This window comes from Nocardia sp. NPDC055029 (assembly GCF_053608525.1).
Genome location: NZ_JBSGVQ010000042.1, coordinates 47,841 through 71,484, shown reverse-complemented (window position 1 = coordinate 71,484; position 23,644 = coordinate 47,841). Strand labels below are relative to the sequence as shown.

At 68.1% G+C, this 23,644-nt stretch carries 23 protein-coding genes; 14 read left to right on the top strand and 9 right to left on the bottom strand.

The features are described from left to right. Positions 1-35: 35 nt before the first annotated feature. A complete protein-coding gene (locus ACWF9G_RS28750) occupies positions 36-2,414 on the bottom strand; it encodes a penicillin-binding protein (RefSeq protein ID WP_379307918.1) in 2,379 nt (792 codons plus the stop codon). A gap of 372 nt (positions 2,415-2,786) precedes the next feature. Between ACWF9G_RS28750 and ACWF9G_RS28745 the strand changes: the two genes are divergently transcribed. Continuing rightward, on the top strand, positions 2,787-3,110 hold the full coding sequence (locus tag ACWF9G_RS28745; RefSeq protein ID WP_019044565.1) for a WhiB family transcriptional regulator: 324 nt from the start codon (positions 2,787-2,789) through the stop codon (positions 3,108-3,110). Between the two features lie 109 nt (positions 3,111-3,219). On the opposite strand, the gene ACWF9G_RS28740 is transcribed toward ACWF9G_RS28745, so the two are convergent. Together ACWF9G_RS28740 and ACWF9G_RS28735 are read right to left on the bottom strand one after the other, a co-directional pair. Continuing rightward, positions 3,220-4,347, bottom strand: coding sequence for an ArsA family ATPase (locus ACWF9G_RS28740; protein ID WP_379307917.1), 1,128 nt, complete (start codon positions 4,345-4,347; stop codon positions 3,220-3,222). Further along, positions 4,344-5,381: an ArsA family ATPase gene (locus ACWF9G_RS28735; RefSeq protein WP_452519106.1), complete on the bottom strand. Its 1,038-nt coding sequence runs from the start codon at positions 5,379-5,381 to the stop codon at positions 4,344-4,346. Before ACWF9G_RS28735 ends, ACWF9G_RS28740 begins: the two co-directional genes overlap by 4 nt. A gap of 59 nt (positions 5,382-5,440) precedes the next feature. On the opposite strand from ACWF9G_RS28735, the gene ACWF9G_RS28730 reads away from it, so the two are divergent. From ACWF9G_RS28730 to ACWF9G_RS28720, 3 genes are read left to right on the top strand one after another with little or no spacing between them, the layout of a single operon-like run. After that, positions 5,441-5,602 carry a DUF4177 domain-containing protein gene (locus tag ACWF9G_RS28730; protein WP_019044568.1) on the top strand — a complete coding sequence of 54 codons (162 nt, stop codon included), beginning with the start codon at positions 5,441-5,443 and terminating at the stop codon, positions 5,600-5,602. 1 nt (position 5,603) lies between these two features. Further along, positions 5,604-6,077: a RidA family protein gene (locus tag ACWF9G_RS28725; protein WP_379307915.1), complete on the top strand. Its 474-nt coding sequence runs from the start codon at positions 5,604-5,606 to the stop codon at positions 6,075-6,077. A 9-nt stretch (positions 6,078-6,086) separates the two neighbouring features. After that, positions 6,087-6,884 (top strand): MBL fold metallo-hydrolase, encoded by a 798-nt coding sequence (locus tag ACWF9G_RS28720; RefSeq protein WP_379307914.1) that lies wholly within the window; start codon positions 6,087-6,089, stop codon positions 6,882-6,884. Positions 6,885-7,051: 167 nt separating this feature from the next. Here ACWF9G_RS28720 and ACWF9G_RS28715 read toward each other — a convergent pair whose 3' ends face one another. Together ACWF9G_RS28715 and ACWF9G_RS28710 are read right to left on the bottom strand one after the other, a co-directional pair. Continuing rightward, positions 7,052-7,726: a Crp/Fnr family transcriptional regulator gene (locus ACWF9G_RS28715; protein WP_040703546.1), complete on the bottom strand. Its 675-nt coding sequence runs from the start codon at positions 7,724-7,726 to the stop codon at positions 7,052-7,054. Positions 7,727-7,893: 167 nt separating this feature from the next. After that, the gene (locus ACWF9G_RS28710) at positions 7,894-8,136 is read right to left on the bottom strand and encodes a hypothetical protein (RefSeq protein WP_452519104.1); all 243 of its coding nucleotides are present in this window, start codon (positions 8,134-8,136) and stop codon (positions 7,894-7,896) included. A 161-nt stretch (positions 8,137-8,297) separates the two neighbouring features. Here ACWF9G_RS28710 and nth point away from each other — a divergent pair, with 161 nt between their 5' ends. Genes nth through ACWF9G_RS28690 form a run of 4 tightly spaced genes read left to right on the top strand, consistent with a single transcriptional unit; the run spans position 8,298 to position 11,657 of the window. Next, positions 8,298-9,062, top strand: a complete 765-nt coding sequence (gene nth, locus ACWF9G_RS28705) for an endonuclease III (protein WP_452519116.1) — start codon at positions 8,298-8,300, stop codon at positions 9,060-9,062. Further along, positions 9,059-9,724 carry a TlpA family protein disulfide reductase gene (locus ACWF9G_RS28700; RefSeq protein WP_452519102.1) on the top strand — a complete coding sequence of 222 codons (666 nt, stop codon included), beginning with the start codon at positions 9,059-9,061 and terminating at the stop codon, positions 9,722-9,724. Before nth ends, ACWF9G_RS28700 begins: the two co-directional genes overlap by 4 nt. Next, positions 9,721-10,467, top strand: a complete 747-nt coding sequence (locus ACWF9G_RS28695; protein ID WP_379307911.1) for an NUDIX hydrolase — start codon at positions 9,721-9,723, stop codon at positions 10,465-10,467. The genes ACWF9G_RS28700 and ACWF9G_RS28695 overlap by 4 nt, the downstream gene beginning before the upstream one ends. Next, entirely contained in the window at positions 10,464-11,657 is a 1,194-nt protein-coding gene (locus tag ACWF9G_RS28690) for a MarP family serine protease (RefSeq protein ID WP_452519100.1), read from the top strand. Before ACWF9G_RS28695 ends, ACWF9G_RS28690 begins: the two co-directional genes overlap by 4 nt. A 184-nt stretch (positions 11,658-11,841) precedes the next feature. Here ACWF9G_RS28690 and ACWF9G_RS28685 read toward each other — a convergent pair whose 3' ends face one another. The 4 genes from ACWF9G_RS28685 to acs all read right to left on the bottom strand — a co-directional run bounded on the left by ACWF9G_RS28685 (position 11,842) and on the right by acs (position 16,757). Continuing rightward, positions 11,842-12,828: an alpha/beta fold hydrolase gene (locus ACWF9G_RS28685; protein WP_452519098.1), complete on the bottom strand. Its 987-nt coding sequence runs from the start codon at positions 12,826-12,828 to the stop codon at positions 11,842-11,844. Between the two features lie 55 nt (positions 12,829-12,883). Further along, complete coding sequence (locus tag ACWF9G_RS28680) at positions 12,884-13,372, bottom strand: phage holin family protein (protein WP_189032446.1); 489 nt, start codon at positions 13,370-13,372, stop codon at positions 12,884-12,886. A 31-nt stretch (positions 13,373-13,403) separates the two neighbouring features. Continuing rightward, positions 13,404-14,627 (bottom strand): Na+/H+ antiporter NhaA, encoded by a 1,224-nt coding sequence (gene nhaA, locus ACWF9G_RS28675; RefSeq protein ID WP_379311471.1) that lies wholly within the window; start codon positions 14,625-14,627, stop codon positions 13,404-13,406. A 171-nt stretch (positions 14,628-14,798) separates the two neighbouring features. Then, positions 14,799-16,757 carry an acetate--CoA ligase gene (gene acs, locus ACWF9G_RS28670; protein ID WP_452519096.1) on the bottom strand — a complete coding sequence of 653 codons (1,959 nt, stop codon included), beginning with the start codon at positions 16,755-16,757 and terminating at the stop codon, positions 14,799-14,801. 241 nt (positions 16,758-16,998) lie between these two features. Here acs and ACWF9G_RS28665 point away from each other — a divergent pair, with 241 nt between their 5' ends. The 6 genes from ACWF9G_RS28665 (at position 16,999) to ACWF9G_RS28640 (ending at position 23,222) form a co-directional block, all read left to right on the top strand. Then, on the top strand, positions 16,999-18,627 hold the full coding sequence (locus ACWF9G_RS28665) for a peptide ABC transporter substrate-binding protein (protein ID WP_452519094.1): 1,629 nt from the start codon (positions 16,999-17,001) through the stop codon (positions 18,625-18,627). Positions 18,628-18,688: 61 nt separating this feature from the next. Then, positions 18,689-19,615 (top strand): ABC transporter permease, encoded by a 927-nt coding sequence (locus ACWF9G_RS28660; RefSeq protein ID WP_452519092.1) that lies wholly within the window; start codon positions 18,689-18,691, stop codon positions 19,613-19,615. Further along, complete coding sequence (locus ACWF9G_RS28655; protein WP_452519091.1) at positions 19,608-20,537, top strand: ABC transporter permease; 930 nt, start codon at positions 19,608-19,610, stop codon at positions 20,535-20,537. Before ACWF9G_RS28660 ends, ACWF9G_RS28655 begins: the two co-directional genes overlap by 8 nt. Then, positions 20,534-22,207: an ABC transporter ATP-binding protein gene (locus ACWF9G_RS28650; RefSeq protein WP_452519089.1), complete on the top strand. Its 1,674-nt coding sequence runs from the start codon at positions 20,534-20,536 to the stop codon at positions 22,205-22,207. Before ACWF9G_RS28655 ends, ACWF9G_RS28650 begins: the two co-directional genes overlap by 4 nt. Positions 22,208-22,299: 92 nt before the next feature. Next, positions 22,300-22,464 carry a hypothetical protein gene (locus tag ACWF9G_RS28645; protein WP_379078752.1) on the top strand — a complete coding sequence of 55 codons (165 nt, stop codon included), beginning with the start codon at positions 22,300-22,302 and terminating at the stop codon, positions 22,462-22,464. A gap of 11 nt (positions 22,465-22,475) precedes the next feature. Next, positions 22,476-23,222 carry an oxidoreductase gene (locus ACWF9G_RS28640; protein WP_452519088.1) on the top strand — a complete coding sequence of 249 codons (747 nt, stop codon included), beginning with the start codon at positions 22,476-22,478 and terminating at the stop codon, positions 23,220-23,222. The last annotated feature ends 422 nt before the right edge of the window (positions 23,223-23,644 follow it).

The following is a 23,644-nucleotide window of genomic DNA, read 5'->3' as shown; positions in this document are numbered from 1 at the left end:
CCGTCCGAAGTGGACGGCGGCCCTGTTTTCGTTTACTACCGCGGTACCGGGATCGGGATCGGTGGCAGACGCGGGATCTGCGGGAGGCCGGGGATCACCGGCGCAGGCGCGGAAGGCGGCGGCGTGGTCGGCGTCGGCGCCCGGACCGAGCCGTCACTGATGTAGATCGTGACGACCGAGCCGGGAACCGCGGAACCGTTCGGCGAACTGCCCATCACGGTGCCCTTGGCCTGCGTGCCGGGACTGGTCACCGCGGACACCTGGAAACCGGCGCCGGACAGGATCGAGGTGGCCTCGCCCTGCGACTTGCCCGCCACATCGGGGACCTGGGAGTTGCCCGCGCCGCGGACGTACTTGTCGTCCACCGGCGGCAGGCCGGGCGGTGGGTAGCGGTCGAGCACCGGCTTGATGGCGTTGAACCAGGTGCGGGCCGGTTCGTTACCGCCGAACAGGCCGGCGGCGTTGCTGGCACCACAGTTCCGCAGCGGGAACGAGCAGATCTCGCCGGGGGTCGGGCTGTCGCCGTAGACGTAGACCGACGATGCCAGCGAGTTGGTGAAGCCGAGGAACGCCGAGGAACGGTGGCTCTCGGTGGTGCCCGTCTTGCCCGACATCGGGGCCGCCCAGCTCGCGGCACGCGCCGCGCTTGCCGCGGTACCGCTGGTGTCGTCCTTGCTCATCGCGTTGGCGAGGGTGTTGGCCAGACCGGGGTCGACCACCTGCTCACACGCTTGCTGGGTGAGCGGAACGGTCTTGCCGGCGCGGTCGACGACTTCCTTGATGGGCGACGGCGGGCACCACCTGCCGCCCGAGCCGAGCGTGGCGGCCACATTCGACAGTTCGAGCGGGTTGATCGCGAACGGGCCGAGGGTGAACGAGCCCATGTTGTTGTTCTTGATGTGGTCGGCCAGGCTCGTGTTGCCGTGCCCGGAAGTCCCGGGCTCGGTGTAGGCCCGCATGCCGAGGCGGACCGCCATGTCCACCGCGGCCGCGACGCCGACGTCCTGGATCATCTTCACGAAGGTCGTGTTGGGCGAGGTCGCGAGCGCGTCGGTCACCGACATCGACCCCGGGTAGGCGCCCGCGTTCTTGACACACCACGAGTCGGCCGGGCAGCCCGGCGAGTTCGAGTAGCCCATGCCCCTGGCGGCGTAGGTACCAGGTACGTCCACCTGGGCGGCGATACCGAGGCCCTTCTCCATCGCGGCGGCCGTGGTGAACAGCTTGAAGATCGAGCCCGCACCGTCACCGGCCAACGAGTACGGCTGGCCGAGCAGCGTCTCGTTGGCGTCGCGGTTGAGGCCGTAGGTGCGGCTCGACGCCATCGCGAGGACGGGGTGCGAATCCTGACCGGGTGCGATCACCGACATGACCTCGGCGATGTTGTCGAGGTTGGGGTCGGCCTGCTCGTTCACCGAACGCTTCACCGATTCCTGCAGCACCGGATCGAGGCTGGTCTTGATCAGGTAGCCACCCTTGTCGATCTGCTCCCGGCTGATGCCCGACTCGGCCAGGTACTGCAGCGCGTAGTCGCAGAAGAAGCCCTTGTCCTGGGCGGCGATACAGCCGCGCGGCAGGCCCTTCGGCTCGGGCAGCACGCCGAGCGGTTCGGACTTGGCCTTGCGGAACTCCTCGGCGCGGTGCGGGATGTTCTGGATCAGGGTGTCGAGCACGGTGTTGCGGCGATCGGTGACGCCCTGGACGTTGGTGTAGGGGTTCAGCTTGGAGCTGGACTGCACCATGCCCGCCAGCATCGCCGACTGGGGCATGGTCAGCTCGGCGGCGTCGACGCCGAAGTAGGTCTGCGCCGCGTCCTGGATGCCGTAGGAACCGTTGCCGAACGGCACCAGATTCAAGTAGCGGGTGAGGATCTCGTCCTTGCTCAGCTCGCGGTCCAGCGTGAGCGCCATCCTGATCTCGCGCAGCTTGCGCGCGGGGGTGGTCTCGATCGCGGCGCGGCGCTCGGCGTCGGTCTTCGCGACGACGAGCAGGTTGAAGTTCTTCACGTACTGCTGGTCGAGCGTCGAGGCGCCCTGCTGGACCTCGCCGGAGGAGGTGTTGGTCAGGAACGCGCGCAGCGTGCCCTGCCAGTCGACGCCCTTGTGGTCGGCGAAGCGTTTGTCCTCGATGGACACGATCGCCAGCTTCATGTTGTTGGAGATGCGATCGCTCGACACCTCGAAGCGGCGTTGCTCGTACAGCCAGGCGATGGGGGCTCCGCTCGCGTCGACCATGGTCGAGACGGCGGGAACCGTGCCCTCCACCAGTTCGGCTGACACGTTGTCGACGGCATCGGCGGCTCGGTTGGAGATGAACCCGAATCCACCGGCCAAGGGGAACAACAGCCCGGCGACTAGCACGGAGGCCAGCGCGCAGCTGCCGGCCAGCCTCGCGAGCGTTTGAGTGATCGGCACCTGCCCAGAGTAAGGGGTGGGGTGGCGGGGTTCACGGTTGTGCTGCTCGACGGGGAATGTCCGGTCGGTGCCAGGGGGATTGCTCGGGCGTGTCAACAAAATGATCACATCGGCGTGTCGCGCCCGGCCACGCCGGTGAACAGCAGGACTTCCCGGTCGGAGCCCGATTTGAATGGACGGCCGTACCAAAAAATCGGGGGCTGGTCTTGCGCAAGCGCCATACCTTTACCTAGATTGAGAACCCAGTGTGATAGAGCTAACACTCAAAGTGGAATGTGGTGCGGACCGCAGCGGTAGTTGGGTTGCTGTGATCCGCGCTCGCGATTCTGGAGCGCCGCACAACGGTGTTCGGACTGCAAAGGGGCACATCAAATGCACATCACAACCCCCATCGCTCGACTGGATGTAGAGCAGGCCGAGGCAAGGATCGCTTGGGTTGCCCAGGCGCGATGCAAGGAAGTGGACCCTGATCAGCTGTTCGTTCGTGGTGCGGCGCAGCGCAAGGCGGCAACGATCTGCCGTCATTGCCCGGTGTTGATGCAGTGTGGCGCCGATGCGCTGGACAACCGGGTCGAGTTCGGAGTGTGGGGTGGGATGACCGAGCGGCAGCGACGCGCGCTGCTCAAGCAACATCCCGATGTGACGTCGTGGGCCGACTTCTTCCAGGCGCAGCGACAGCATCAGGTGGCGATCTAGCAGGCGAGACCGGACCGTTATCACACACGGCGCCGAGACCGCTGGGTTTGCGGAATCGGCGCCGTCAACCGGTGTTACGAGAATGTAAGCAATAGCGGAACCGTCTGACTCAGGCGGAGGCGGGCTTGCCCGCCAGCTGGTCGCCGACCACGCGCAAAGCGTCCAGGTCGGAGACCTCGAACGGCAACGCGGTGACCGAAACGATCGGAACCCGCGGATGGGCGCCGGTGAAGCGATGCAGCAACCGCTGTTCCCGCTTCGCCGTCGCCACCCGCTCGGCGTGGATGCGCAGCACCGACGCGGTGAGCGGGTCCGATTCAGCGAGCTGATCGGCGGCGGTCAGCGCGTGATCGCCGGACAGCCCCGACAACGCGGGATGCGTCCGGTTCAGCACGAGACCGGCCAGCGGCATCTGCTCGGTGGAGAGCCGGTCGACGAAGAACGACGCCTCGCGCAGCGCGTCGGGTTCGGGCGCGGCGACCACCAGGAAGTGGGTGCCCGGCTTCGACAGCATCGCGAAGGTGCGCTCGGCCCGCTCCTGGAAACCGCCGAACAGCGACTCCAGCGACTGCAGGAACGTCGAGGCGTCCTTGAGCATCTGACCGCCCACGATGGTCGACACCCCGCGCATCGCCAGGCTCATCGCGCCCGTGACGAACCGGCCGACCCCGCGGCCGGGCGCCATGATCAGCCGGATCATCTTGCCGTTGAGGAAGGTGCCGAGCCGCTTGGGCGCGTCGAGGAAGTCCAGCGCGTTGCGCGAGGGGGGAGTGTCGACCACGATCAGGTCCCACTCCTTGTGCCCGGCCAGCTGACCGAGCTTCTCCATCGCCATGTACTCCTGCGTGCCGCCGAAGGACGAGGCCACCGTCTGATAGATCGGGTTGGCGAAGATCTGCTCCGCCTTCTCCACGCTGGTGTGCTCGAGCACCATGTCGTCGAAGGTGCGGCGCATGTTCAGCATCATCGCGTGCAGCTGGCCGGGCACCTCGGGACCGAGCTCGACCCGCTGGGGCGTGTTGTCCAGGTCGGCGACGCCCAGCGACTGGGCAAGCCTGCGCGCCGGATCGATGGTCAGCACGACGACCTTGCGGCCCGCCTCGGCGGCCCGCAGCGCGATCGCGGCCGCGGTGGTGGTCTTGCCGACGCCGCCGGAGCCGCAGCAGACGATCACCCTCGCCGTCGGATCGGCGATGATCTCGGAGACATCCAGCGGGGTGGTCACTTGCTCGCTCATCGCACTCCCTGCGCGGATAGCTGTTCGGCCAGTTCGTAGAGTCCGCCCAGGTCCATGCCTTCGCCGAGGGCGGGCAGGTGCAGCTGGGGAACGTCGACCTGCGCCAGTTCGACAGCGCTCTCGTCCTGCGCGGTCAGCATGACGGCGTGGTCGACGGTCTCGGTGAGCAAACCGGTGAAATCCTCGTCGGGCAGGGTGATCCCGGCCTTGGCCAGGCTCGCCGCGATGTCGGTGGCGTCGAGTTCGCCGCGCACGGCCAGGCCGCGCTCGGCGGGGTCGAGCTGAGACTTGGCCGCCCGGTTGACGATCACCGTGCCGATCCGCAGATCGTTGGCGGCGAGTTCGGCGACCGCGTCGGCGGTCTCCTGCACCGGCAGCGCCTCGAGCAGCGTCACCAGGTGGATCATCGTCTGATCGGAATGCAGCAGCTTGGACACGCCCTCGGCCTGCGAGGCGATCGGGCCGCCCTTGGCGATCTCGGCCATGGCCTGGGTGACGTCGAGGAAACTGGCGATCCGGCCGGTCGGCGGCGCGTCGACGACGATGTCGTCGTAGGCGGGCCTGCCGTCCTTGCCGACGCGCACCGCGCACTCCTTGATCTTGCCGGTGAGGATCACATCGCGCAGGCCGGGCGCGATGGTGGTGACGAACTCGATGGCGCCCATCCGGCGCATCGCCCGGCCCGCGAAGCCGAGGTTGTAGAACATGTCGAGGTATTCGAGGAACGCGTGCTCGATGTCGAGGGCGAGCGCGAACACCTCACCGCCGCCGTCGGCGCTGGCGATCTGGGTCTCGGTGGGTGGCAGCGGCGGCCGGTCGAACAGCTGCGCGATGGACTGACGGCTCTCCACTTCGACCAGCAGCACCTTGCGCCCACCTGCGGCGAGGGCGAGGGCCAGCGCGGCCGAAACGGTCGACTTGCCGGTGCCTCCCTTGCCGGTCACGTAGTGCAAGCGGGCTTTGGCCGCGCGCTGTGGCCATCCGGTCGACGGTCCGGGAACCGACGAAACCGGCTCTGCTGTTGGTGCTCCCACGTCGCCGAGCCTATAACCCGTTTCTCGGTGGCGTTCGGGGTGAGCCCTAAACTCACACCATGAGTGAAGTCACCCTGTGGGAGTACGCGACCGTGCCGCTGTTGACGCACGCGACCAAGCAGATCCTCGATCAGTGGGGCGCCGACGGCTGGGAGCTGGTCACGGTGCTGCCCGGCCCGACCGGCGAACAGCACGTCGCCTACCTGAAGCGGCAGAAGTAGCGTGGCCACCGCGTGGAAGGACGCGCTCGACCGGCTCGGGGTCACCCTGCCGCCGGTCGCCGCCCCCGTCGCGGCCTACATCCCGGCCGTGCGCACCGGTTCGCTGGTGTACACCTCCGGCCAGCTGCCCTTCGTCGACGGTGAGCTGTCGGCGGTCGGCAAGGTCGGCGCAGAGGTCGATGTGGAGCAGGCCAAGGAGGCCGCGCGGCTGTGCGCGCTGAACGCGCTGGCCGCCGTGCACGATCTGGTCGGGCTCGACCAGGTGGTGCGGATCGTGAAGGTCGTCGGATTCGTCAACTCCGCACCGGGATTCACCGATCAGCCGATCGTGATCAACGGCGCGTCGGAATTCCTCGGCGAGGTGTTCGGCGAGGCGGGCGTGCACGCGCGCTCCGCGGTGGGCGTCTCGGAACTGCCGAAGAACACGCCCGTCGAGGTGGAATTGATCGTCGAATTGGACCAAGCAGTCGGATAGGCAGCCGTCATGGCACTGGAACATCCCGCGTACGGCCAGGTCAGGGTGGTCACGCCGACGGCGTCGGTGCTGCTCGCCGACAACCCGTCACAGATGACGCTCGACGGCACCAACACCTGGCTGCTGCGCGGACCCGATAGCGACGCGTATGTGGTCGTCGACCCGGGACCGAAGGACAAGAAGCACACCGCCGCCATCGTCGAGGCGACCGGCGGCCGGATCGCGCTGACCCTGATCACCCATCACCACCCCGACCACACCGGCGGCATCGATCACCTGGTGAAAGCCACCGGGACGCCGGTGCGGTCGGTGGAACCGAAGTATCTACGTGGCGAGGTGACCGCGCTGGTCGCCGACGAGGTCATCGAGGCGGCGGGCCTGCGGATCACCGTGCTGGCCACCCCCGGCCACACCGGCGACTCGGTGAGTTTCCTGCTCGACGACGCGATCGTCACCGGTGACACGGTGCTCGGTGAGGGCACCACGGTGCTCGCGTCGACCGCGGGCGCGCTGGCCGACTTCCTGTCGTCGCTGGAGTTGCTGCTCGAGCGCGGCACGGGCAAGGCACTGCTGCCCGCGCACGGTCCCGACCATGCCGATGCGGCGCCGGTGGTGCGGTACTACCTGAACCACCGTCGCGAACGACTCGATCAGATCCGGGCTGCCCTGGCTGAATTGGGGCAGGACGCAGGCGCTTTCGAGGTCGTCCGCAAGGTGTACGCCGATGTGGACAAACGCCTGTGGCCCGCCGCGCGCAGCTCGGTGAAGGCGCAACTGGAATATCTACGGGCAGAACGCGAGTCCTGAGCCCGGTCCTCGAGCCGACGTGCGTCGATCAGCACGTCGGCTCCAGGCGTGCGCGGCGGACCCGCGGAAACAACGACGGCACGCCGGAACCACGGTGGCGCGGACGAGGCCCTCTTCCTCCGGAGCCGCACCGGTGGTCCCGGCGTGCCGAGACGTCGACGAACTAATCAGCGAGCGCGACGTGCGAGGCGCTCGGAATCCGAGATCAGGACGCTCTTGCCCTCGAGGCGCAGCCACCCGCGATGGGCGAAGTCGGCCAGCGCCTTGTTGACGGTTTCCCGGGAAGCGCCGACCAGCTGGGCGATCTCTTCCTGGGTCAGGTCGTGGGTCACGCGCAGCGCGCCCGCTTCCTGGGTGCCGAAGCGCTGTGCGAGCTGCAGCAGCGCCTTGGCGACGCGGCCGGGCACGTCGGTGAAGATGAGGTCGGCGAGGTTGTTGTTGGTGCGGCGAAGGCGTCGTGCCAGCACGCGCAGCAGCTGCTCAGCGATCTCGGGGCGCTGATCGATCCACGACTTGAGTGCGTCGCGGTCCATCGTGACGGCGCGGACCTCGGTGACCGTGGTTGCGGTCGAGGTACGCGGGCCAGGGTCGAAGATCGACAGTTCACCGAACATGTCGGACGGACCCATGATGGTCAGCAGGTTTTCCCGGCCGTCGGGTGAGCGACGACCGATCTTCACCTTGCCCGTCGTGATGATGTACAGCCGATCGCCGGGTTCGCCCTCGTTGAAGATGACGTGGCCGCGCGGAAAATCTACGGGCTGCAGCTGCTTGGCGAGCGCGGCCACCGCGGTGGGCTCGACGCCTTGGAAGATGCCTGCTCTGGCGAGGGCCTCGTCCACGAATGTGCTCCTTATGGGATATGGCTTTGCGAACCTGGTCGAGCGAATCGACCAACAGCGCAGTCTACGCGGCATCTCGGCAGCACAGTGACAGACACCACGTAAAGTGTGGATTGCGCGATCTGCGCACACCGTGCACGGGCGGTCCGCCCGCGGGAATAGATCGTTCAGCTGGCGCGGGCGACATCCATTTCGGAGTCACGTGACCGGCGCCTGCGCATCCGCGCGACCGCGGCGGGCAGGCCGAGCTTCGTCAGCTCTTTCACTTCGGCGTTGCTGGCGTTGTCCAGGTACTGCTGAACCTCTTCGTCGGGTTCGAGAAGCTTTCGGAGCCGATTCTCGACCCGCTCCATCCCCAGCGCGAACAGCATCAACAGCACTGGGAAGAGCACCACAGCGAGTCCTTGCATGACAGGCAGTAAACACGGTCCAGGTCTCAGATGGAACACAGCGGGCAAACTGAACGCTCAATGTTGTCGTAGTGGTTCCGTATGGTGGACAGGTGCCCGTTTCCCCCGCCACCGCAGCCGCAGACGACGCAGCCCCGGCCGCGGAAACGGCCGAGGTTCCCATCGGCATCTCCGCGGCGCGCAAGCGCAAGAACCGCGCCATAGCTGCGGAAACACGGATCGGACTGGTCCGGCGGGCCCGCCGGATGAACCGGACGCTCGGCGCGGCTTTCCCCGACGCGCACTGCGAGCTGGACTTCACGACCCCGCTGGAATTGGCGGTGGCGACGATCCTGTCCGCCCAGTGCACCGACGTCCGCGTGAACCTCACCACTCCCGCGCTGTTCGCGAAGTATCGCAGCGCGCGCGACTACGCCGAGGCCAACCGTGCCGAGCTGGAGGAATACATCCGGCCGACGGGGTTCTACCGGAACAAGACCAGTTCGCTCATGGGGCTCGGGCAGGCGCTCGTCACCGGATTCGACGGTGAATTGCCTCACACGATGGGCGAACTGGTGAAGCTGCCCGGCATCGGGCGCAAAACTGCCAACGTCATCCTCGGCAACGCTTTCGGTGTGCCCGGCATCACGGTCGACACCCATTTCGGCCGACTGGTCCGCCGCTGGAAGTGGACCGAGGACGAGGATCCGGTCAAGGTCGAACACGCGGTCGGCGAGCTGATCGAGCGCAAGGAGTGGACGATGCTCTCGCATCGGGTGATCTTTCACGGTCGCCGGGTGTGCCATGCGCGCAAACCGGCGTGCGGCGCCTGCGTGCTCGCGGGCGACTGCCCGTCCTTCGGGCTCGGGCCGACCGATCCGGCCGTCGCGGCAGAGCTGATCAAGGGGCCGGAGCGCGAGCACCTGCTCGATATGGTCGGGCTGTGAGTGATTCCACCGAACCGTCGCCGTCACGGCGGCCCGCCTTGCGCTGGGCGCTGGCCGCGCTGATCGTCGTCGTCGCGGCGGCGGTCGCGTTGTGGCCGCGCGGCGGTTCCGAGACCACAGGCCCGGCGCAGACGGCGAGGCAACCGGCGGTAGCGGTGGCCTCGCCCGAGCAGCGCGCGGCCGCAGGCCTGATCCCGTGTCCGGCGCCCGCCGCGGGCGCGACCGGCTCGGGACCGCTGGCCGGAATCACCCTGACCTGCCTCGCCGACGGCGCGCCTTTCGACATCGCCGCCGCGCTGGCAGGCAAGCCCGCGCTGCTCAATCTCTGGGCGTACTGGTGCGGCCCGTGTGCCGTCGAGCTGCCCTACCTGCAGGAATTCGCGCAGCGCGCTGGCTCGGAGCTCACCGTGCTGACCGTGCACAGCGATCCCGACGAGGTGAAGGCGCTGGCCCGGCTGAGCGGCCTCGACATCACCCTGCCCGGTGTTGCCGACCCGCAGGCGAGCGTGCGCACCGCCGTCGGAGCGCCCGCGGTGCTCCCGGTGTCGGTGCTCGTGCGCGCGGACGGCACCATTGCCAGCGTCGAGGTACGCACGTTCGCCGATGTCGCCGACATCGCCGACACGGTGGCCGAGGAACTCGGCGTTCGGATCGCGGTATGACGAAGGACGTTGTGATGAACGGTGTGATGCGGTTGGACGAGTCCGGCCTTCCGTCCTGGCTGCGCGCCGCGATCCGGCACGGCGGCCCCGATGCCGACGACACCCTCGCCACCTCGCGCGCCCTGCGCCGGGCCATGTCGATCACCGGCAAGCCACGTCAGGCCGCCGTTCTCGTGCTGTTCGGTGGTTCGCCGGAGGCCGACCCCGCCGCGCCGGGCGGCCTGCCCGCCGACGCCGACGTGCTGCTCACCCAGCGCGCCTCGACCATGCGCCAGCATCGCGGCCAGGTCGCGTTCCCCGGTGGCGCCGAGGACCCGGGCGACGACGGCCCGGTCGGCACCGCGCTGCGCGAGGCCGCCGAGGAGACCGGCCTCGACCCCGCGGGCGTGCAGCCCTTCGCGCTGCTGCCGAAACTGTTCGTGCCGCCGTCGAAGTTCGACGTGACCCCGGTGCTCGGCTACTGGCGGGCACCCAGCCCGGTCGGGGTCGTCGATCAGGCCGAAACCGAGCGTGTCGTCCGTGTTCCGCTGACCGAATTGCTCGATCCGGCACACAGATTCATGGTGCGTGGCAGTCTCGGCTACCAGAGCCCAGCGTTCCAGGTCGACGGCATGCTCGTCTGGGGGCTCACCGGCGGTATCCTCGCCGGAATCATCAAAACGGCTGGGTGGGAACGAGACTGGGATCGGGGCGACGTGCGTGACTTGGAGAGCTCGTTGGCTGCGGTCGGAATGACCCTGTGAGCCCCTCGGTATGGCTCGATATCGCGGTGGTGCTGATCGCGCTGGTCGCGGCGTCCACCGGCTGGCGGCAAGGCGCCGTCGCCTCGGCGCTCGCGTTCTTCGGCGTCGCGCTCGGCGCCGTCGCCGGCATCCTGATCGCGCCGCACATCCTCAAACATCTCAGTGAGGGACGCAGCCGGGTACTCGGCGGCATCCTGCTGATCGTGCTGCTGGTGATCGTCGGCGAGGTCGCGGGCATGGTGCTCGGCCGGGCCGCGCGCACCGGCATTCGCCATCCCGTCGCTCGCGGTGCGGACAGTGTGGTCGGCGCGGTGCTGCAGGCGGCGACCGTGCTGGTCGCGGCCTGGTTGCTCGCGCTGCCGCTGGCCACCGCATCCCAGCCGGGGGTCGCCGCCGCCATCAACGGGTCGCGGGTACTCGCCGACGTCAACGCGGTGGCGCCGAACTGGCTGCGCAAGCTGCCCAACGAATTCTCCAAGCTCCTGGATACCTCCGGGCTGCCGGACGTCATCGGGCCGTTCGGCCGGGCGCCGATCGCCGCGGTGGAACCGCCGGACGCGAGCGTGCTCGCCAGTCCGGTCGCCGCCTCGCTGCAGCAGAGCGTGCTGCGCATCCGCGGCGTCGCGCCGAGCTGCCAGCGTGCGCTCGAGGGCTCCGGCTTCGTCGTCGCGCCCGAACGCGTGATGACCAACGCGCACGTCGTCGCGGGGACGAACAGCGTGTCGGTCGACACCGCGCGCGGCCCGCTGGAGGCCACCGTCGTGCTGTTCGACCCGTCCAAGGACATCGCGGTCCTCGCGGTGCCGGGGCTGACCGCGCCGGTCGTTCCGCAGGCGCCCGAACCGGCGACCTCGGGCGAGAGCGCGATCGTGCTCGGCTACCCGGGTGGCGGGCCGTACACGGCCAGCGCCGCACGTGTCCGCGAGACCCTCGACCTCACCGGCCCCACCATCCACCGCGACGGCACCGTCGAGCGTGAGGTGTACACCGTCCGCGGCCAGGTCCGCGCGGGCAACTCGGGCGGCCCGCTGGTCGACACCGAGGGCCAGGTCCTCGGCGTGGTCTTCGGCGCCGCGGTCACCGACGACGACACCGGTTACGTCCTGACCCTGCGCGAGGTCGGCGCCGAACTGTCCGCCGCGCAGACCAGCAGCGCCGAGGTTCCCACCGGAGCGTGTGTCCTGAGCTGAGTCGCGGTCGGTGCCCGCCCCGGCGCCACCACGCCCCGACCTCGAGGAGGGGCAGGCCGACGCAGTCGGCCGTCGCGGCCGTCCCGTCGGTCAGGTGCCGTTGCGTAGGCGACGAAGGAGCAAGCAGCGGTGCCTGACCGACGGGACAGGAGGGGCCGCGACTCGAGCGCGCCAGCGCTCCAAATCACGGCGAGACGAGCCCGTCCTTAGGTGACCCGTTGACCCCGTTCTGTTCGCGCCAGCGGGTGGTCAGCACCTCGTTGACCTTGCGGGGGTTCTCCTGGTGGGCGTAGTGCCCCGCACCCGGAATCGACACCAGGGTCCGATCCGGCGACAGTCGCGCCCCACGATGGATCGTGGCGGGCAGCAGATAGGGGTCGTGTTCGCCGCGCAGGCCGAGCACAGGGATGTCGATCGGGGTGCGCATGGTCGCCATGAAGCGCTTGCCGTCGGGACGCCACTGGCTGCGGAAGGCCCACCGCTGGTACTCCAGCGCGCTGTGCGCGGCGCCGGGGATCCGGATGGCGGTGCGCATCCGCGCCGCGGTCTCGGCGAATTCGGCCGTGCGCGACCAGGATTCGCTCACCCGATCGCGCAGCAGCCGCTCCACCTTGGCGCCGTCGCGGCGGGTGAGCAGGTGCTCGGGGTAGCGCGGCAGCTGATAGCGCAGGAAGTCGGGCAGCCAGGTGGCGCGCTGGGCGGGATCGCGCAGGACCGCGCTCTTCAGTGCCGCGGGATGCGGTGAGCTCACCACGGCGATCGAGCGGACCAGCCGGGGATGCAGCACCGCGGTGGCCCAGCAGACCAGTCCGCCCTCGGCGTGGCCGACGAGGGTGGCCTCGGTGTGGCCGAGCGCCCGGATGAGGCCGGCGACGTCACCGGCGAGGGTCCAGCCGTCGTAGCCGCGCGGCGGCTTGTCGGTATCGCCGTAGCCGCGCAGGTCGACAGCGACGGTGCGATACCCGTGGTCGGCGAGCCCGGTCAGCTGATGCCGCCACGACCACCAGAAGTCGGCGAAGCCGTGCAGCAGCAGCACCAGCGGGGCATCGGAACGGTCCGGCCCGTCGGCCTCGACGACGTGGAAGCGGATCCCGTTGGCGTGCACGTCACGGTGCGTCCACGGTCCGTCGTAACGGACGCTGGACGGATCCGGGAATGAGTTGGACGACACGCCGATCGAGCCTAGTAGGCGGGTCCGGCCGTTGCGACCGGGCCCGCCCGGCGCGTCATCGGTTGGCCGACTTCTCCAGCGCGGGAGTGTGCTCACTGTGGGTGAGCGCGGCAGGCAGGACCTCGGCGGTCTGCTTGAGCGAGTTGATCGTCTTCTCCGGCGCCCGCAGCTTGCGGACCTTGAGCCAGCCGAGCAACGCGAGCAGCGCGGTGGCGGCCACCATCAGCACGAACACGATCAGGAACGCGGCCCAGCGGTACAGCCACACATCCAGCAGTTCGGCGAGGAAGAAGAAAAAGAAGAACGAGCTGAACAGCAGCACGGTCAACGCGAGAATGAAGAAGACACTGCCGGTCAGGCCCTTGCGGACCTCCGCGGTGACCTCGGCCTTGGCCAGCGCGACCTCGGCGCGCACGAGGGTGGACATCTGCTCGGTCGCATCGCGGACGAGGCTGCCGATGCTCGCCGATCCGGGCGGGTTGGCGTCGGTCAACGGGATGGAAGTGACCGTGCGACCGTCATTTCCGCCTTGGGTGTAACTCACTTCGTCGACCCTTCTCCCTGTCCTGGCACTACTAGGCCTCACTGTCCGGTTGTAACTCGTCCGCGTCGCGGCGCGCCTGGTGCACACGTCCTCGGCGCAACAGTAGCGCCGATCCGAGCAGCGATGCTGCCATGGAGGTCACCAGGACGGCGGCCTTCGCCAGATCGATGGCGTCGTCACCGACATCGGCCAGCGCGAGTTCCGCCACCAGCAGGCTAACGGTGAACCCGATCGCACCGAGTACCGACAGGGCGAACATGTCGCGATGTTCCAGCCCCGCCGGTCGTTTCGCCACGCCGAAGCGGATCGCCAGCCAGCTGATTCCGAAGATGCCGATCGTCTTGCCCAGCAGCAGTCCGAGGATGATCGCCAGCGACAGCCGGTCGGTGAACAGCGAGCCGAACACCGCGCCGTCGAGCGGGACGCCGGAGGCGAACAACGCGAACAGCGGCACGCAGACACCGGCCGAGATCGGCTGCACGACATGCTCGAGATGAGTGGCCGGGGCGATCTTCTCGCCGGGGTCCTTGCGCACCCTGGTCGCCAACCCGAGCGCCACACCGGCCAGCGTCGGATGGATGCCCGCTTCGTGCAGCGCGTACCAGCAGACCAGCGCGACCGGAATGTAGAACAACGGCGTGTGCAGCCGCTGCCGTTGCGCCAGCGCCCAGGCCGCGCAGCAGGCGATGGCGACGCCGAGCCACAGCATCGACAGCGACGCGGTGAACAGGACCGCGATGAGGATGATCGCGAGCAGGTCGTCGACCACGGCCAGGCTCAGCAGGAACACCCGCGCACTGGCCGGGATCCGCGAGCCGGTCATCGCGAGTACGGCGAGCGCGAAGGCGATGTCGGTGGCGACCGGGATGGCCCAGCCCTTGTCCATCCCTGGCACGCCGTGGCCGACCACGATCGCGATCACGGCAGGGGTGACGACGCCGCCGACGGCGGCGATGACGGGCAACGCGGCCCGTTTGGGGTCGGCCAGCTCACCGACGACGAATTCGCGTTTGAGCTCGAGCCCGGCGACGAAGAAGAAGATCGCGAGCAGCCCGTCCTTGGTCCAGTCGGCCAGGGTGAGATCGAGGTGCAGCGCGGAGATACTCAGGTGGGTGTCGACCATCGTTTGATAGCTCGCGCCCCACGGTGAGTTCACCCAGATCAGCGCGATGGCCGCGGCGATGAGCAGCAATGCTCCACCGACGGTTTCGATACGCAGATAGCGGGTCAGCTCATTACGAACACGAGTGATCACGGGCGGGCCTTTCGGCAGGGTTGACGGCGCTGCGGGCGCTCATCCCGTCGGGGATTCACGACCGCATGCCGACCAGGCTTCCCGGCACACCTGAACGCGATTCTAACGGACACGGCCGGTGACATCGCACGTCACCGGCCGTATCCTGCGCGTTCGCTGCGCGCTGCGCGCTCAGTTCCCGCCGGTGCGGATGGCCTCGAAAACGCCAGGATCGACCAGCGTCGAGGTGTCGCCGAGTTCGCGGCCCTCGGCCACGTCGCGCAGCAGCCTGCGCATGATCTTGCCGCTGCGGGTCTTGGGCAGCTCGGGCACGATGTGGATCTCGCGCGGCTTGGCGATCGGGCTGATCTCCTTGGACACCTCGGCTTTCAGCTCGTCGACCAGGCCGTCACCGGCCCGGCCCGCCGAGTCACCGGTGAGGATGACGAAGGCGACGATGCCCTGACCGGTCGTCGCGTCGCTCGCGCCGACCACGGCGGCCTCGGCCACGGCCGGGTGCCCGACGAGCGCGGATTCGACCTCGGCGGTGGAGATGCGGTGGCCCGACACGTTCATGACGTCGTCGACCCGGCCGAGCACCCACAGGTCGCCGTCCGCGTCGAGCTTGGCGCCGTCACCGGCGAAGTACCAGCCCTGCTCGGCGTAGCGCTCCCAGTACGTCGCCCGGTACCGCTCCATGTCGCCCCAGATGCCGCGCAACATCGACGGCCACGGCTTGTCCAGCACCAGATAGCCGTTGGCCTCGGTCTCGCCGAGCTGCACCGGCTTGCCCTCCTCGTCGACGACCGTCGCCGAGATGCCGGGCAGCGCTCGCATGGCCGCGCCCGGCTTCGCGGCGGTGACGCCGGGCAGCGGGGAGATCATGATGGCGCCGGTTTCGGTCTGCCACCAGGTGTCGACGATGGGGGTCTTGTTGGCGCCGATGACGTCTCGGTACCAGCGCCAGGCTTCGGGGTTGATGGGTTCGCCGACGGAGCCGAGCAGTCGCAGGGTGGACAGGTTGTGGGCGTCGGGGATCTCGCGGCCCCATTTCATGAAGGTGCGGATCAGCGTCGGCGCGGTGTAATAGATGGTGACGCCGTATTTTTCGATGATCTCGAAGTGGCGGTGTTCGGTGGGGGAGTTGGGGGTGCCTTCGTAGACGACCTGGGTGGCGCGGTTGGCCAGTGGTCCGTAGACGATGTAGCTGTGGCCGGTGACCCAGCCGATGTCGGCGGTGCACCAGTAGACGTCGTCGCCTGCTTTGTGGTCGAAGACGTTGTGGTGGGTGTAGGCGGCCTGGGTGAGGTAGCCGCCGGTGGTGTGCAGGATGCCCTTGGGTTTTCCGGTGGTGCCGGAGGTGTAGAGGATGAACAGGGGGTGCTCGGCGGGGAAGGGCTGTGCTTCGTGCGAAGGCGAAGCGGTGGAAACGGTTTCGTGCCACCACAGGTCGCGGCCATCCGTCCACGGCACCTCGGTGCCGACCCGGCGCACCACCAGCACGTGCTCGACCGAGGACGGCACGTCGCCCTTGGCCGCGAGTGCCTCGTCGACGGCCTCCTTGAGCGGTGCGGGCTTGCCGCGCCGCCACTGCCCGTCGGTGGTGATGATCAGCCGGGCCTCGGCGTCGTCGACCCGCTGCCGCAGCGCGCTGGGCGAGAAGCCGGCGAACACCACCGAGTGGGTGAGGCCGAGGCGGGCGCAGGCCAGCATCGACACGATCGCCTCGGGCACCATCGGCATGTAGATCGCGACGCGGTCGCCCGCCGCGAGGCCGAGTTCGGTCAGGTAGTTCGCGGCGCGCGAGACCTCGTCGAGCAGTTCGCGATAGGTGATGTCGCGGGAGTCACCCGGCTCGCCCTCCCAGTGGATGGCGACCTGATCGCCGTGCCCGTCGACGACGTGCCGGTCGACGCAGTTGTAGGCGACATTGAGCTCGCCGTCGGCGAACCAGCGCGCGACCGGGGCATCGGCCCAGTCCAGCACCTGGGTGAAGGGCTTGTGCCAGTGCAGCCGGTTGGCCTGTTCGGTCCAGAAGCCGTCGCGGTCGGTCTCGCCGCGGTCGTAGAGGGCGGCGCCCGCGTTGGCGGAGGCGGCGAACTCCGCGCTCGGCGGATACGAGTCCTGATGTCCTGCAGCGGTTTCGGTCATGTCGAATCAGCCTCACATGCCTCGTGCGGTCGGGTCGGTCGCGGGGGCTCGCCCCTGCTACCTCGACAGTAGTCAACCCGGGTGCCCCGTCGGGGGCGTTGTATCGGCGAGGTTTCGCGGGCAAGTTCATCCGATGACTTCGCGGACAGACCGGGCGGTCGCGGGCTATCGTTTTAACTCAACCGTTCAGCTGATGGTTCCGAGAATTGTTCATTCTTTTCTGTCGAGCATAAAGCGCATTATGCCACGGGAATCGAACCGGGAGAGAGCGTTGAGATTCATCAAAGCGACTGCGCTGATCGCAGCGGGCCTGGCGGCCACCAGCCTCAGCCTTACTGCGTGCTCGTCCGACGACAGTGCCGACGCGAGCATTGTCACCACCAACGCGGGCGAACCGCAGAATCCGTTGGTGCCGACCAACACCAACGAGAACATGGGTGGTCGCGTCGTCGACCGTTTGTTCGCCGGGCTGAAGTACTACGACGCCACCGGTGAGGCGCACGACGAGATGGCGGAGAAGATCGAAACCGCCGACCGCAAGTCGTACCGGATCACGATCAAGCCGAACTGGAAATTCACCGACGGCACCACGGTGACCGCGAAGTCGTTCGTCGACGCGTGGAACTACGGCGCGCTCGCCTCCAACGCGCAGCTGCAGAGCTACGTGTTCACCCCCATCGTCGGATTCGACGAGGTGAATGCCGAACAGCCCAAGGCGCAGACGATGTCGGGCCTGAAGGTGGTCGACGATCGCACCTTCACCGTCGAGCTGAAATCCCCGTCGATCGATTTCGAGAGCGCGCTCGGCTACGCCCCGTTCTATCCGCTGCCCGATTCCGCCTTCAAGGACATGAAGGCCTTCGGCGAGAACCCGGTCGGCAACGGCCCCTACGCCTTCGAATCGTGGGAACACAATGTCAAGATCGACTTGAAGCCCAACCCGGATTACCCCGGTGGCCGTCCGGCCAAGAACAAGGGCCTGCGGTTCGTCATGTACCAGTCCTACGAGACCGCCTACGCCGATCTGCAGGCGGGCAATCTCGATACCCTCGACACCATTCCCGACAGCGCGCTGACCTCCTACAAGAGTGATCTCGGCGACCGCGCGATCACCAAGCCGACCGCGCAGAATCAGCACATCGGCATCCAGACCACCGTGCCGCATTTCGCCGGTGAGGAAGGCGTGCTGCGCCGCAAGGCGATCTCCATGGCGATCAACCGCCCGCAGATCATCGAGAAGATCTTCAACGGATTGCGCGTTCCCGCCCGCGATTTCACCGCCTCGACGCTGCCCGGTTTCAACGGCAACCTGCCTGGCTCGGAGGTGTTCGACTACAACCCGGACCAGGCCAAGAAGCTGTGGGCGCAGGCCGACGCGATCGCGCCGTGGTCGGGCAAGTACACGATCACCTACAACTCCGACGGCGGCCACCAGGCGTGGATCGAGGCCGTGGCCAACAGCGTCAAGAACACCCTCGGGATCGATGCGGTCGCCAACCCGGTGCCGACGTTCAAGAACGTGCGTGACGCGGTGAACGCCAAGACCATCGGCACGGCCTTCCGCTACGGCTGGCAGGGCGACTACCCCACGATGATGCAGTTCCTGTCCTCGCAGTACTACAGCTACTCCGAGACCAACAATGTCGACTACGACAACCCCGAGGTGGACCGCCTCTTCGACGCGGCCATGGCCGCGTCGAGCCAGGAGGAGTCCTACAAGCTGATCGCGCAGGCGCAGACGATCATGATCAGGGACATGGCCGACATCCCGGTGTTCGACTATGTCGCCGCCGCGGGCCGGTCCGACAGGGTGACCAAGGCCGAACTGGCCTGGAACGGTCTGTTCGACTTCGAGAACATCGAGAAATAGGCACTCGGAGCTGGGCCGGGCCACGTCAGGTGGCTCGGCCCCAGTCGTTTTCGGAGGAATGATGGCTTGGTACATACTTCGGCGCCTGCTCCAGATGATCCCGGTCTTCCTAGGCGCGACGCTGCTGATCTACGCGATGGTTTTCCTGATCCCCGGCGACCCGATCGATGCGCTGGCCGGTGAGAAACCACTGACTCCCGCCGCCGAGGCCGCATTGCGCGCCCAATATCACCTCGATCAGCCGTTCATCGTGCAGTATCTGCACTATCTGAAGGGAATTCTCACCCTCGATTTCGGCACCTCGTTCTCGGGCAGGCCGGTGCGCGATGAACTCGCACGCGCCTTTCCGATCACCATCAAACTGGCGTTTCTCGCGGTGCTCATCGAGGGCTTCTTCGGCATCGTGTTCGGCCTGATCGCGGGCCTGCGCAAGGGGAAGCTGTTCGATTCGACGATGCTGATCGCCAGCCTGGTGATCATCGCGCTGCCGGTGTTCGTCGTCGGTTATCTTGCGCAGTACTTCCTCGGCGTGAAATGGGGGATCGCCCCGGTCACCGTCACGGGCAAGGGGAGTCTCGGCGAGTTGCTCGTGCCGGCCTTCGTGCTCGGCTCGCTGTCCTTCGCGTATGTGTTGCGGCTGACCCGTAACTCCGTGGCGGAGAACAAATCCGCCGACTATGTGCGCACGGCGACCGCGAAGGGACTCGGTCGCCGCCGGGTGGTGACCGTGCATATCCTGCGGAATTCGATGATCCCGGTGGTCACCTTTCTCGGCGCCGATCTCGGCGCGCTGATGGCGGGCGCCATCGTCACCGAGGGCATCTTCAACATTCCCGGCGTCGGCGGCACCGTGTACCAGGCGATCATCCGCGGCGAGCCGCCGACGGTGGTGTCGTTCGTGACGGTGCTCGTGGTGGTGTTCCTGCTGATGAACCTGATCATCGACCTGCTCTACGCCGCGCTCGACCCGAGGATCCGTTATGCATGAGAGCCAACAGCATTTCGTGGCCCCCGCCGACGAGGTGGAGGTGCTGGCCACCGACCGGGTGGTCGACAAGGGCGCACCGACCAGCATCTGGGGCGACGCGTGGCGGCGGTTGCGCCGCAATCCAGTGTTCCTGGTCGCGGTGGTCCTGATCGTGCTGGTGCTGCTGGTCGTGGTGTGGCCGTCGCTGTTCACCAGCCAGGACCCGAAGCAGTGCTTCGGCGAGTTCGGCATGGACAGCCCACGTCCCGGCCACCCGTTCGGGTTCGACAAGCAGGGCTGCGATATCTACGCGCGCACGATCTACGGCGCGCGGGCCTCGGTCAGTGTCGGCATCGGAGCGGCGATGCTGTTCCTGCTGGTCGGCGGGGTGCTCGGGGCGCTGTCCGGCTTCTTCGGCGGCCTGCTCGACACGATCGTCTCGCGGATCGCCGAGATCTTCTTCGCCATCCCGATGGTGCTGGCGGCGATCGTGCTGTTGCAGCTGCTGCGACCGACGACGGTGCTGACGGTGATCCTGATCCTCGTCGCGTTCACCTGGCCGCAGGCTGCCCGCATCGCCCGTGGCGCGGTGATCGAGGCCAAGAACAGCGAATACGTCACCGCTGCCGAGGCTCTGGGTGTGTCGCGGTTGGGCACCTTGGTGCGGCACGTGCTGCCGAATGCGGCAGGTCCGTTGATCGTGGTCGCCACGCTGTGGCTCGGCGTCTTCATCGTCACCGAGGCGACGTTGTCCTTCCTCGGCGTCGGCCTGCCGCCCGACATCGTGTCCTGGGGCGCCGATATCGCCCGCGCGAAGTACGAGATCCGTACCTCGCCGATCCTGTTCTACCCGGCGGCCGCGCTGGCTGTCACCGTGCTGAGCTTCATCCTGCTCGGCGACGCGGTGCGCGACGCGCTCGATCCGAAGGAGCGCACCCGATGAGCGACGACACACCGCTGCTGGAGATCCGCGATCTGGATGTCGGCTTCACCACCGACGGCAAGCCGGTGCCCGCGGTACGCGGGGTGAATCTCACCGTCTTTCCCGGTCAGACCGTCGCCATCGTCGGCGAGTCGGGGTCGGGCAAGTCGACGACCGCGCACGCGATCATCGACCTGCTGCCCGGCACCGGCAAGGTGACCGGCGGGCAGATCCTCTTCGACGGCAAGGACCTCACCAAGGCCTCGGCCAAGGAGATCGTCGCGATCCGTGGCAGCGGCATCGGCCTGGTGCCGCAGGACCCCATGTCGAATCTGAACCCGGTGTGGAAGATCGGCTTCCAGATCAGGGAGACGCTGATCGCCAACGGCATCGCCACCGGTGACGCGGCCCGCGAGCGCGCGGTGGAGCTGCTGGCCGAAGCGGGGATGTCGGATGCGCAGCGGCGGGTGAACCAGTATCCGCACGAGTTCTCCGGCGGCATGCGCCAGCGCGCGCTCATCGCGATCGGGCTCGCGTGCAGGCCGAAACTGCTGATCGCCGACGAACCGACCTCGGCGCTGGACGTCACCGTGCAGCGGCAGATCCTGGGCCACCTCGAACAGCTCACCACCGAGCTGGGCACCGCGGTGCTGCTGATCACCCATGACCTCGGCCTGGCCGCGGAACGGGCCGAGCATCTGGTGGTGATGTATCGCGGCCGGGTCGTGGAATCCGGGCCGGCACTGCGGATCCTGCGCGATCCGCAACACGCCTACACCAAGAAGCTGGTCAATTCGGCGCCCTCGCTGGCCGCGCAGCGGATGTCCTCCTCGCGGGAGCGCGCCGCCGTGCGCGCACAGGCCGTCGAGGTGGCCGAGGCCGGAGACTCGATCGGTGACACCGTCCTGGAAGCGCGGAACCTGACCAAGGCGTTCAAGATTCGCGGCAAGCGGCCGTGGCAGTCCACCGACTTCGTTGCCGTCGACGATGTGAGCTTCACCGTCGAACGCGGCACGACCACCGCGATCGTCGGCGAGTCCGGCTCGGGCAAGTCGACCATCGCGCAGATGGTGCTCGCTCTGCTGGAACCGACCTCGGGCACCGTGGCCTTCGACGGCAAGGACGTCGCGAAGCTGGACAGCAAGGGCGCGTTCGCCTTCCGTCGCCGGGTGCAACCGATCTTCCAGAACCCGTACGGCTCGCTCGACCCGATGTACTCGATCTTCCGCACGATCGAGGAGCCGCTGCGGGTGCACAGGATCGGCACCGCCAAGGAGCGGGAGGCGGTGGTGCGCGACCTGCTCGACAAGGTGTCGCTGCCGTCGTCGGTGCTGCGGCGCTATCCCAACGAGCTGTCCGGCGGGCAGCGTCAGCGGGTCGCGATCGCGCGGGCGCTGGCCCTGTCGCCCGAGCTGGTGGTCTGCGACGAGGCGGTCTCGGCGCTCGACGTCCTCGTGCAGGCACAGATCCTCACCCTGCTCAACGATCTGCAAGCCGAGCTGGGGCTGACGTATCTGTTCATCACCCATGACCTGGCCGTCGTCCGGCAGATCGCGGACAACGTGCTGGTCATGCGGGAGGGCAGGGTGGTGGAATCGGCCACGACCGACGAGGTGTTCGCCGCGCCGCGGGAGGACTACACGCGGGCCCTCCTCGAAGCGATCCCCGGACGGGAGTTGCTCACGGGATAACCGCGCCGAATCCACCGCGAAGGCGCAGTTCACCGGCGTACCGTGGACGCGTCCGAGGTGGTGCGGTGGGATCGCAGGGGCAGGAGACGCCGATGGATCGGATCGATGCCGAACGACAGGCCGAGCTGGAATCGCGCAGGCGCCGGGCGCTGACCCCGGCGGCGAAGCGGCTCGCCGAGGTGCCGTGGCCGGACCGCACCTGGCCGCGGATCCGTGGGCTGGACGTGGCCGTCGGGGAGACGGTGTTCGAACGGTAGCCTCGTATGCCGTGACTGATCCGCTGCAGCCCCTGGTCGACCTGCCCGGCGTGCGTGAAGCCGCCGACAAGGCCCGCGACGCGCTCGCCGCGGTGCATCGGCACAGGTCGAACCGGCGCGGCTGGGCGACCACCGCCGCCGAAGCGGCGGTCCGCGCCGCGCGGTCCTCGGCCGCCATCGAAGGCGCGAGCACCGATCTGCCCGTCGACGGGCAGGTCGGCGATCCGGTCCTGGCCGGCGCGCTGCGGGTGGGTCAGGCGCTCGACGGTGACGCACTGACGAACCTGGTCGGCACCTGGCAGCGCGCGCCGCTGCAGGCGCTGGCCCGGCTGCATCTGCTCGCGGCCGCCGACCTGGTCTCCGACGAACAGGAGCTCGGTCGCCCCCGATCGACCCCCGGTGTCGCTGAACGGCTGGATCTGCTGGTGCAGACCGTCCAGACGAGCAAGGCGCCCGCTCCCGTCATCGCGGCGGTCGTGCACGGTGAGTTGCTGTCCCTGCGGCCGTTCGGCACCGCCGACGGTGTCGTCGCGCGGGCGGCGTCGCGCCTGGTCACGGTGTCGAGCGGACTGGATCCCCGGTGCCTCGGCGTGCCCGAGGTGTTCTGGCTCCGGCGCAGGCAGGCCTACCTCGACGCGGCCGCCGGGTTCGGCATGGGCACCGCCGAGGGTGTCGGCGGCTGGGTGCTGTTCTGCGCGGGTGCGCTCGAAGACGGTGCCCGCGAAGCGAACTCGATCGCCGACGCCGCCGCGGGCTGAGGCTTCCCCACACATCGAAACGGGCGGCGTGCCGATTACTCGGTCTCGCCGCCCGCTAGCACGGAACACCTGGTTACCAAGCGTGCTCGATGGGTTGTGTTCGGTGGCCTCGGCGATCATCCGAACCCCGCCGGTTCATCCCCGCAACCTGTGCGAGGCGTTCGCCGACGACTGCCCGAATTTCGCAGGCCCACAACTCTGCTGCCCTTGTCGCGGCGCGCTCCGCGTGGGTACCTGGCGTCCGTGCTGGGAAGGGTGGGATGGGAGGCGAAGCCTTCTCTTCCGGCTCCGTCTTGGCCTTCCGTCCTTCCGTAACTCCATTCTTACACTGTGATGGCATTCACATCAAGGGTTTCGAAGGCATCACCGGATACGGCTGTTTTCGGCGTGTCGCCTGGCGATTCGTGCTTCTCCGTCGCAGG

Bases quoted from the DNA above. Each gene is read 5' to 3' on its own strand.
- ACWF9G_RS28730 (WP_019044568.1), top strand. From the start codon at position 5,441: ATGAGTGAAGTCACCCTGTGGGAGTACGCGACCGTGCCGCTGTTGACG.
- ACWF9G_RS28655 (WP_452519091.1), top strand. From the start codon at position 19,608: ATGCATGAGAGCCAACAGCATTTCGTGGCCCCCGCCGACGAGGTGGAG.
- ACWF9G_RS28720 (WP_379307914.1), top strand. From the start codon at position 6,087: ATGGCACTGGAACATCCCGCGTACGGCCAGGTCAGGGTGGTCACGCCG.
- ACWF9G_RS28645 (WP_379078752.1), top strand. From the start codon at position 22,300: ATGGATCGGATCGATGCCGAACGACAGGCCGAGCTGGAATCGCGCAGG.
- ACWF9G_RS28740 (WP_379307917.1), bottom strand. From the start codon at position 4,347: ATGAGCGAGCAAGTGACCACCCCGCTGGATGTCTCCGAGATCATCGCC.
- ACWF9G_RS28650 (WP_452519089.1), top strand. From the start codon at position 20,534: ATGAGCGACGACACACCGCTGCTGGAGATCCGCGATCTGGATGTCGGC.
- acs (WP_452519096.1), bottom strand. From the start codon at position 16,757: ATGACCGAAACCGCTGCAGGACATCAGGACTCGTATCCGCCGAGCGCG.
- ACWF9G_RS28660 (WP_452519092.1), top strand. From the start codon at position 18,689: ATGGCTTGGTACATACTTCGGCGCCTGCTCCAGATGATCCCGGTCTTC.
- ACWF9G_RS28745 (WP_019044565.1), top strand. From the start codon at position 2,787: ATGCACATCACAACCCCCATCGCTCGACTGGATGTAGAGCAGGCCGAG.
- ACWF9G_RS28695 (WP_379307911.1), top strand. From the start codon at position 9,721: ATGACGAAGGACGTTGTGATGAACGGTGTGATGCGGTTGGACGAGTCC.
- ACWF9G_RS28710 (WP_452519104.1), bottom strand. From the start codon at position 8,136: ATGCAAGGACTCGCTGTGGTGCTCTTCCCAGTGCTGTTGATGCTGTTC.
- ACWF9G_RS28665 (WP_452519094.1), top strand. From the start codon at position 16,999: ATGCCACGGGAATCGAACCGGGAGAGAGCGTTGAGATTCATCAAAGCG.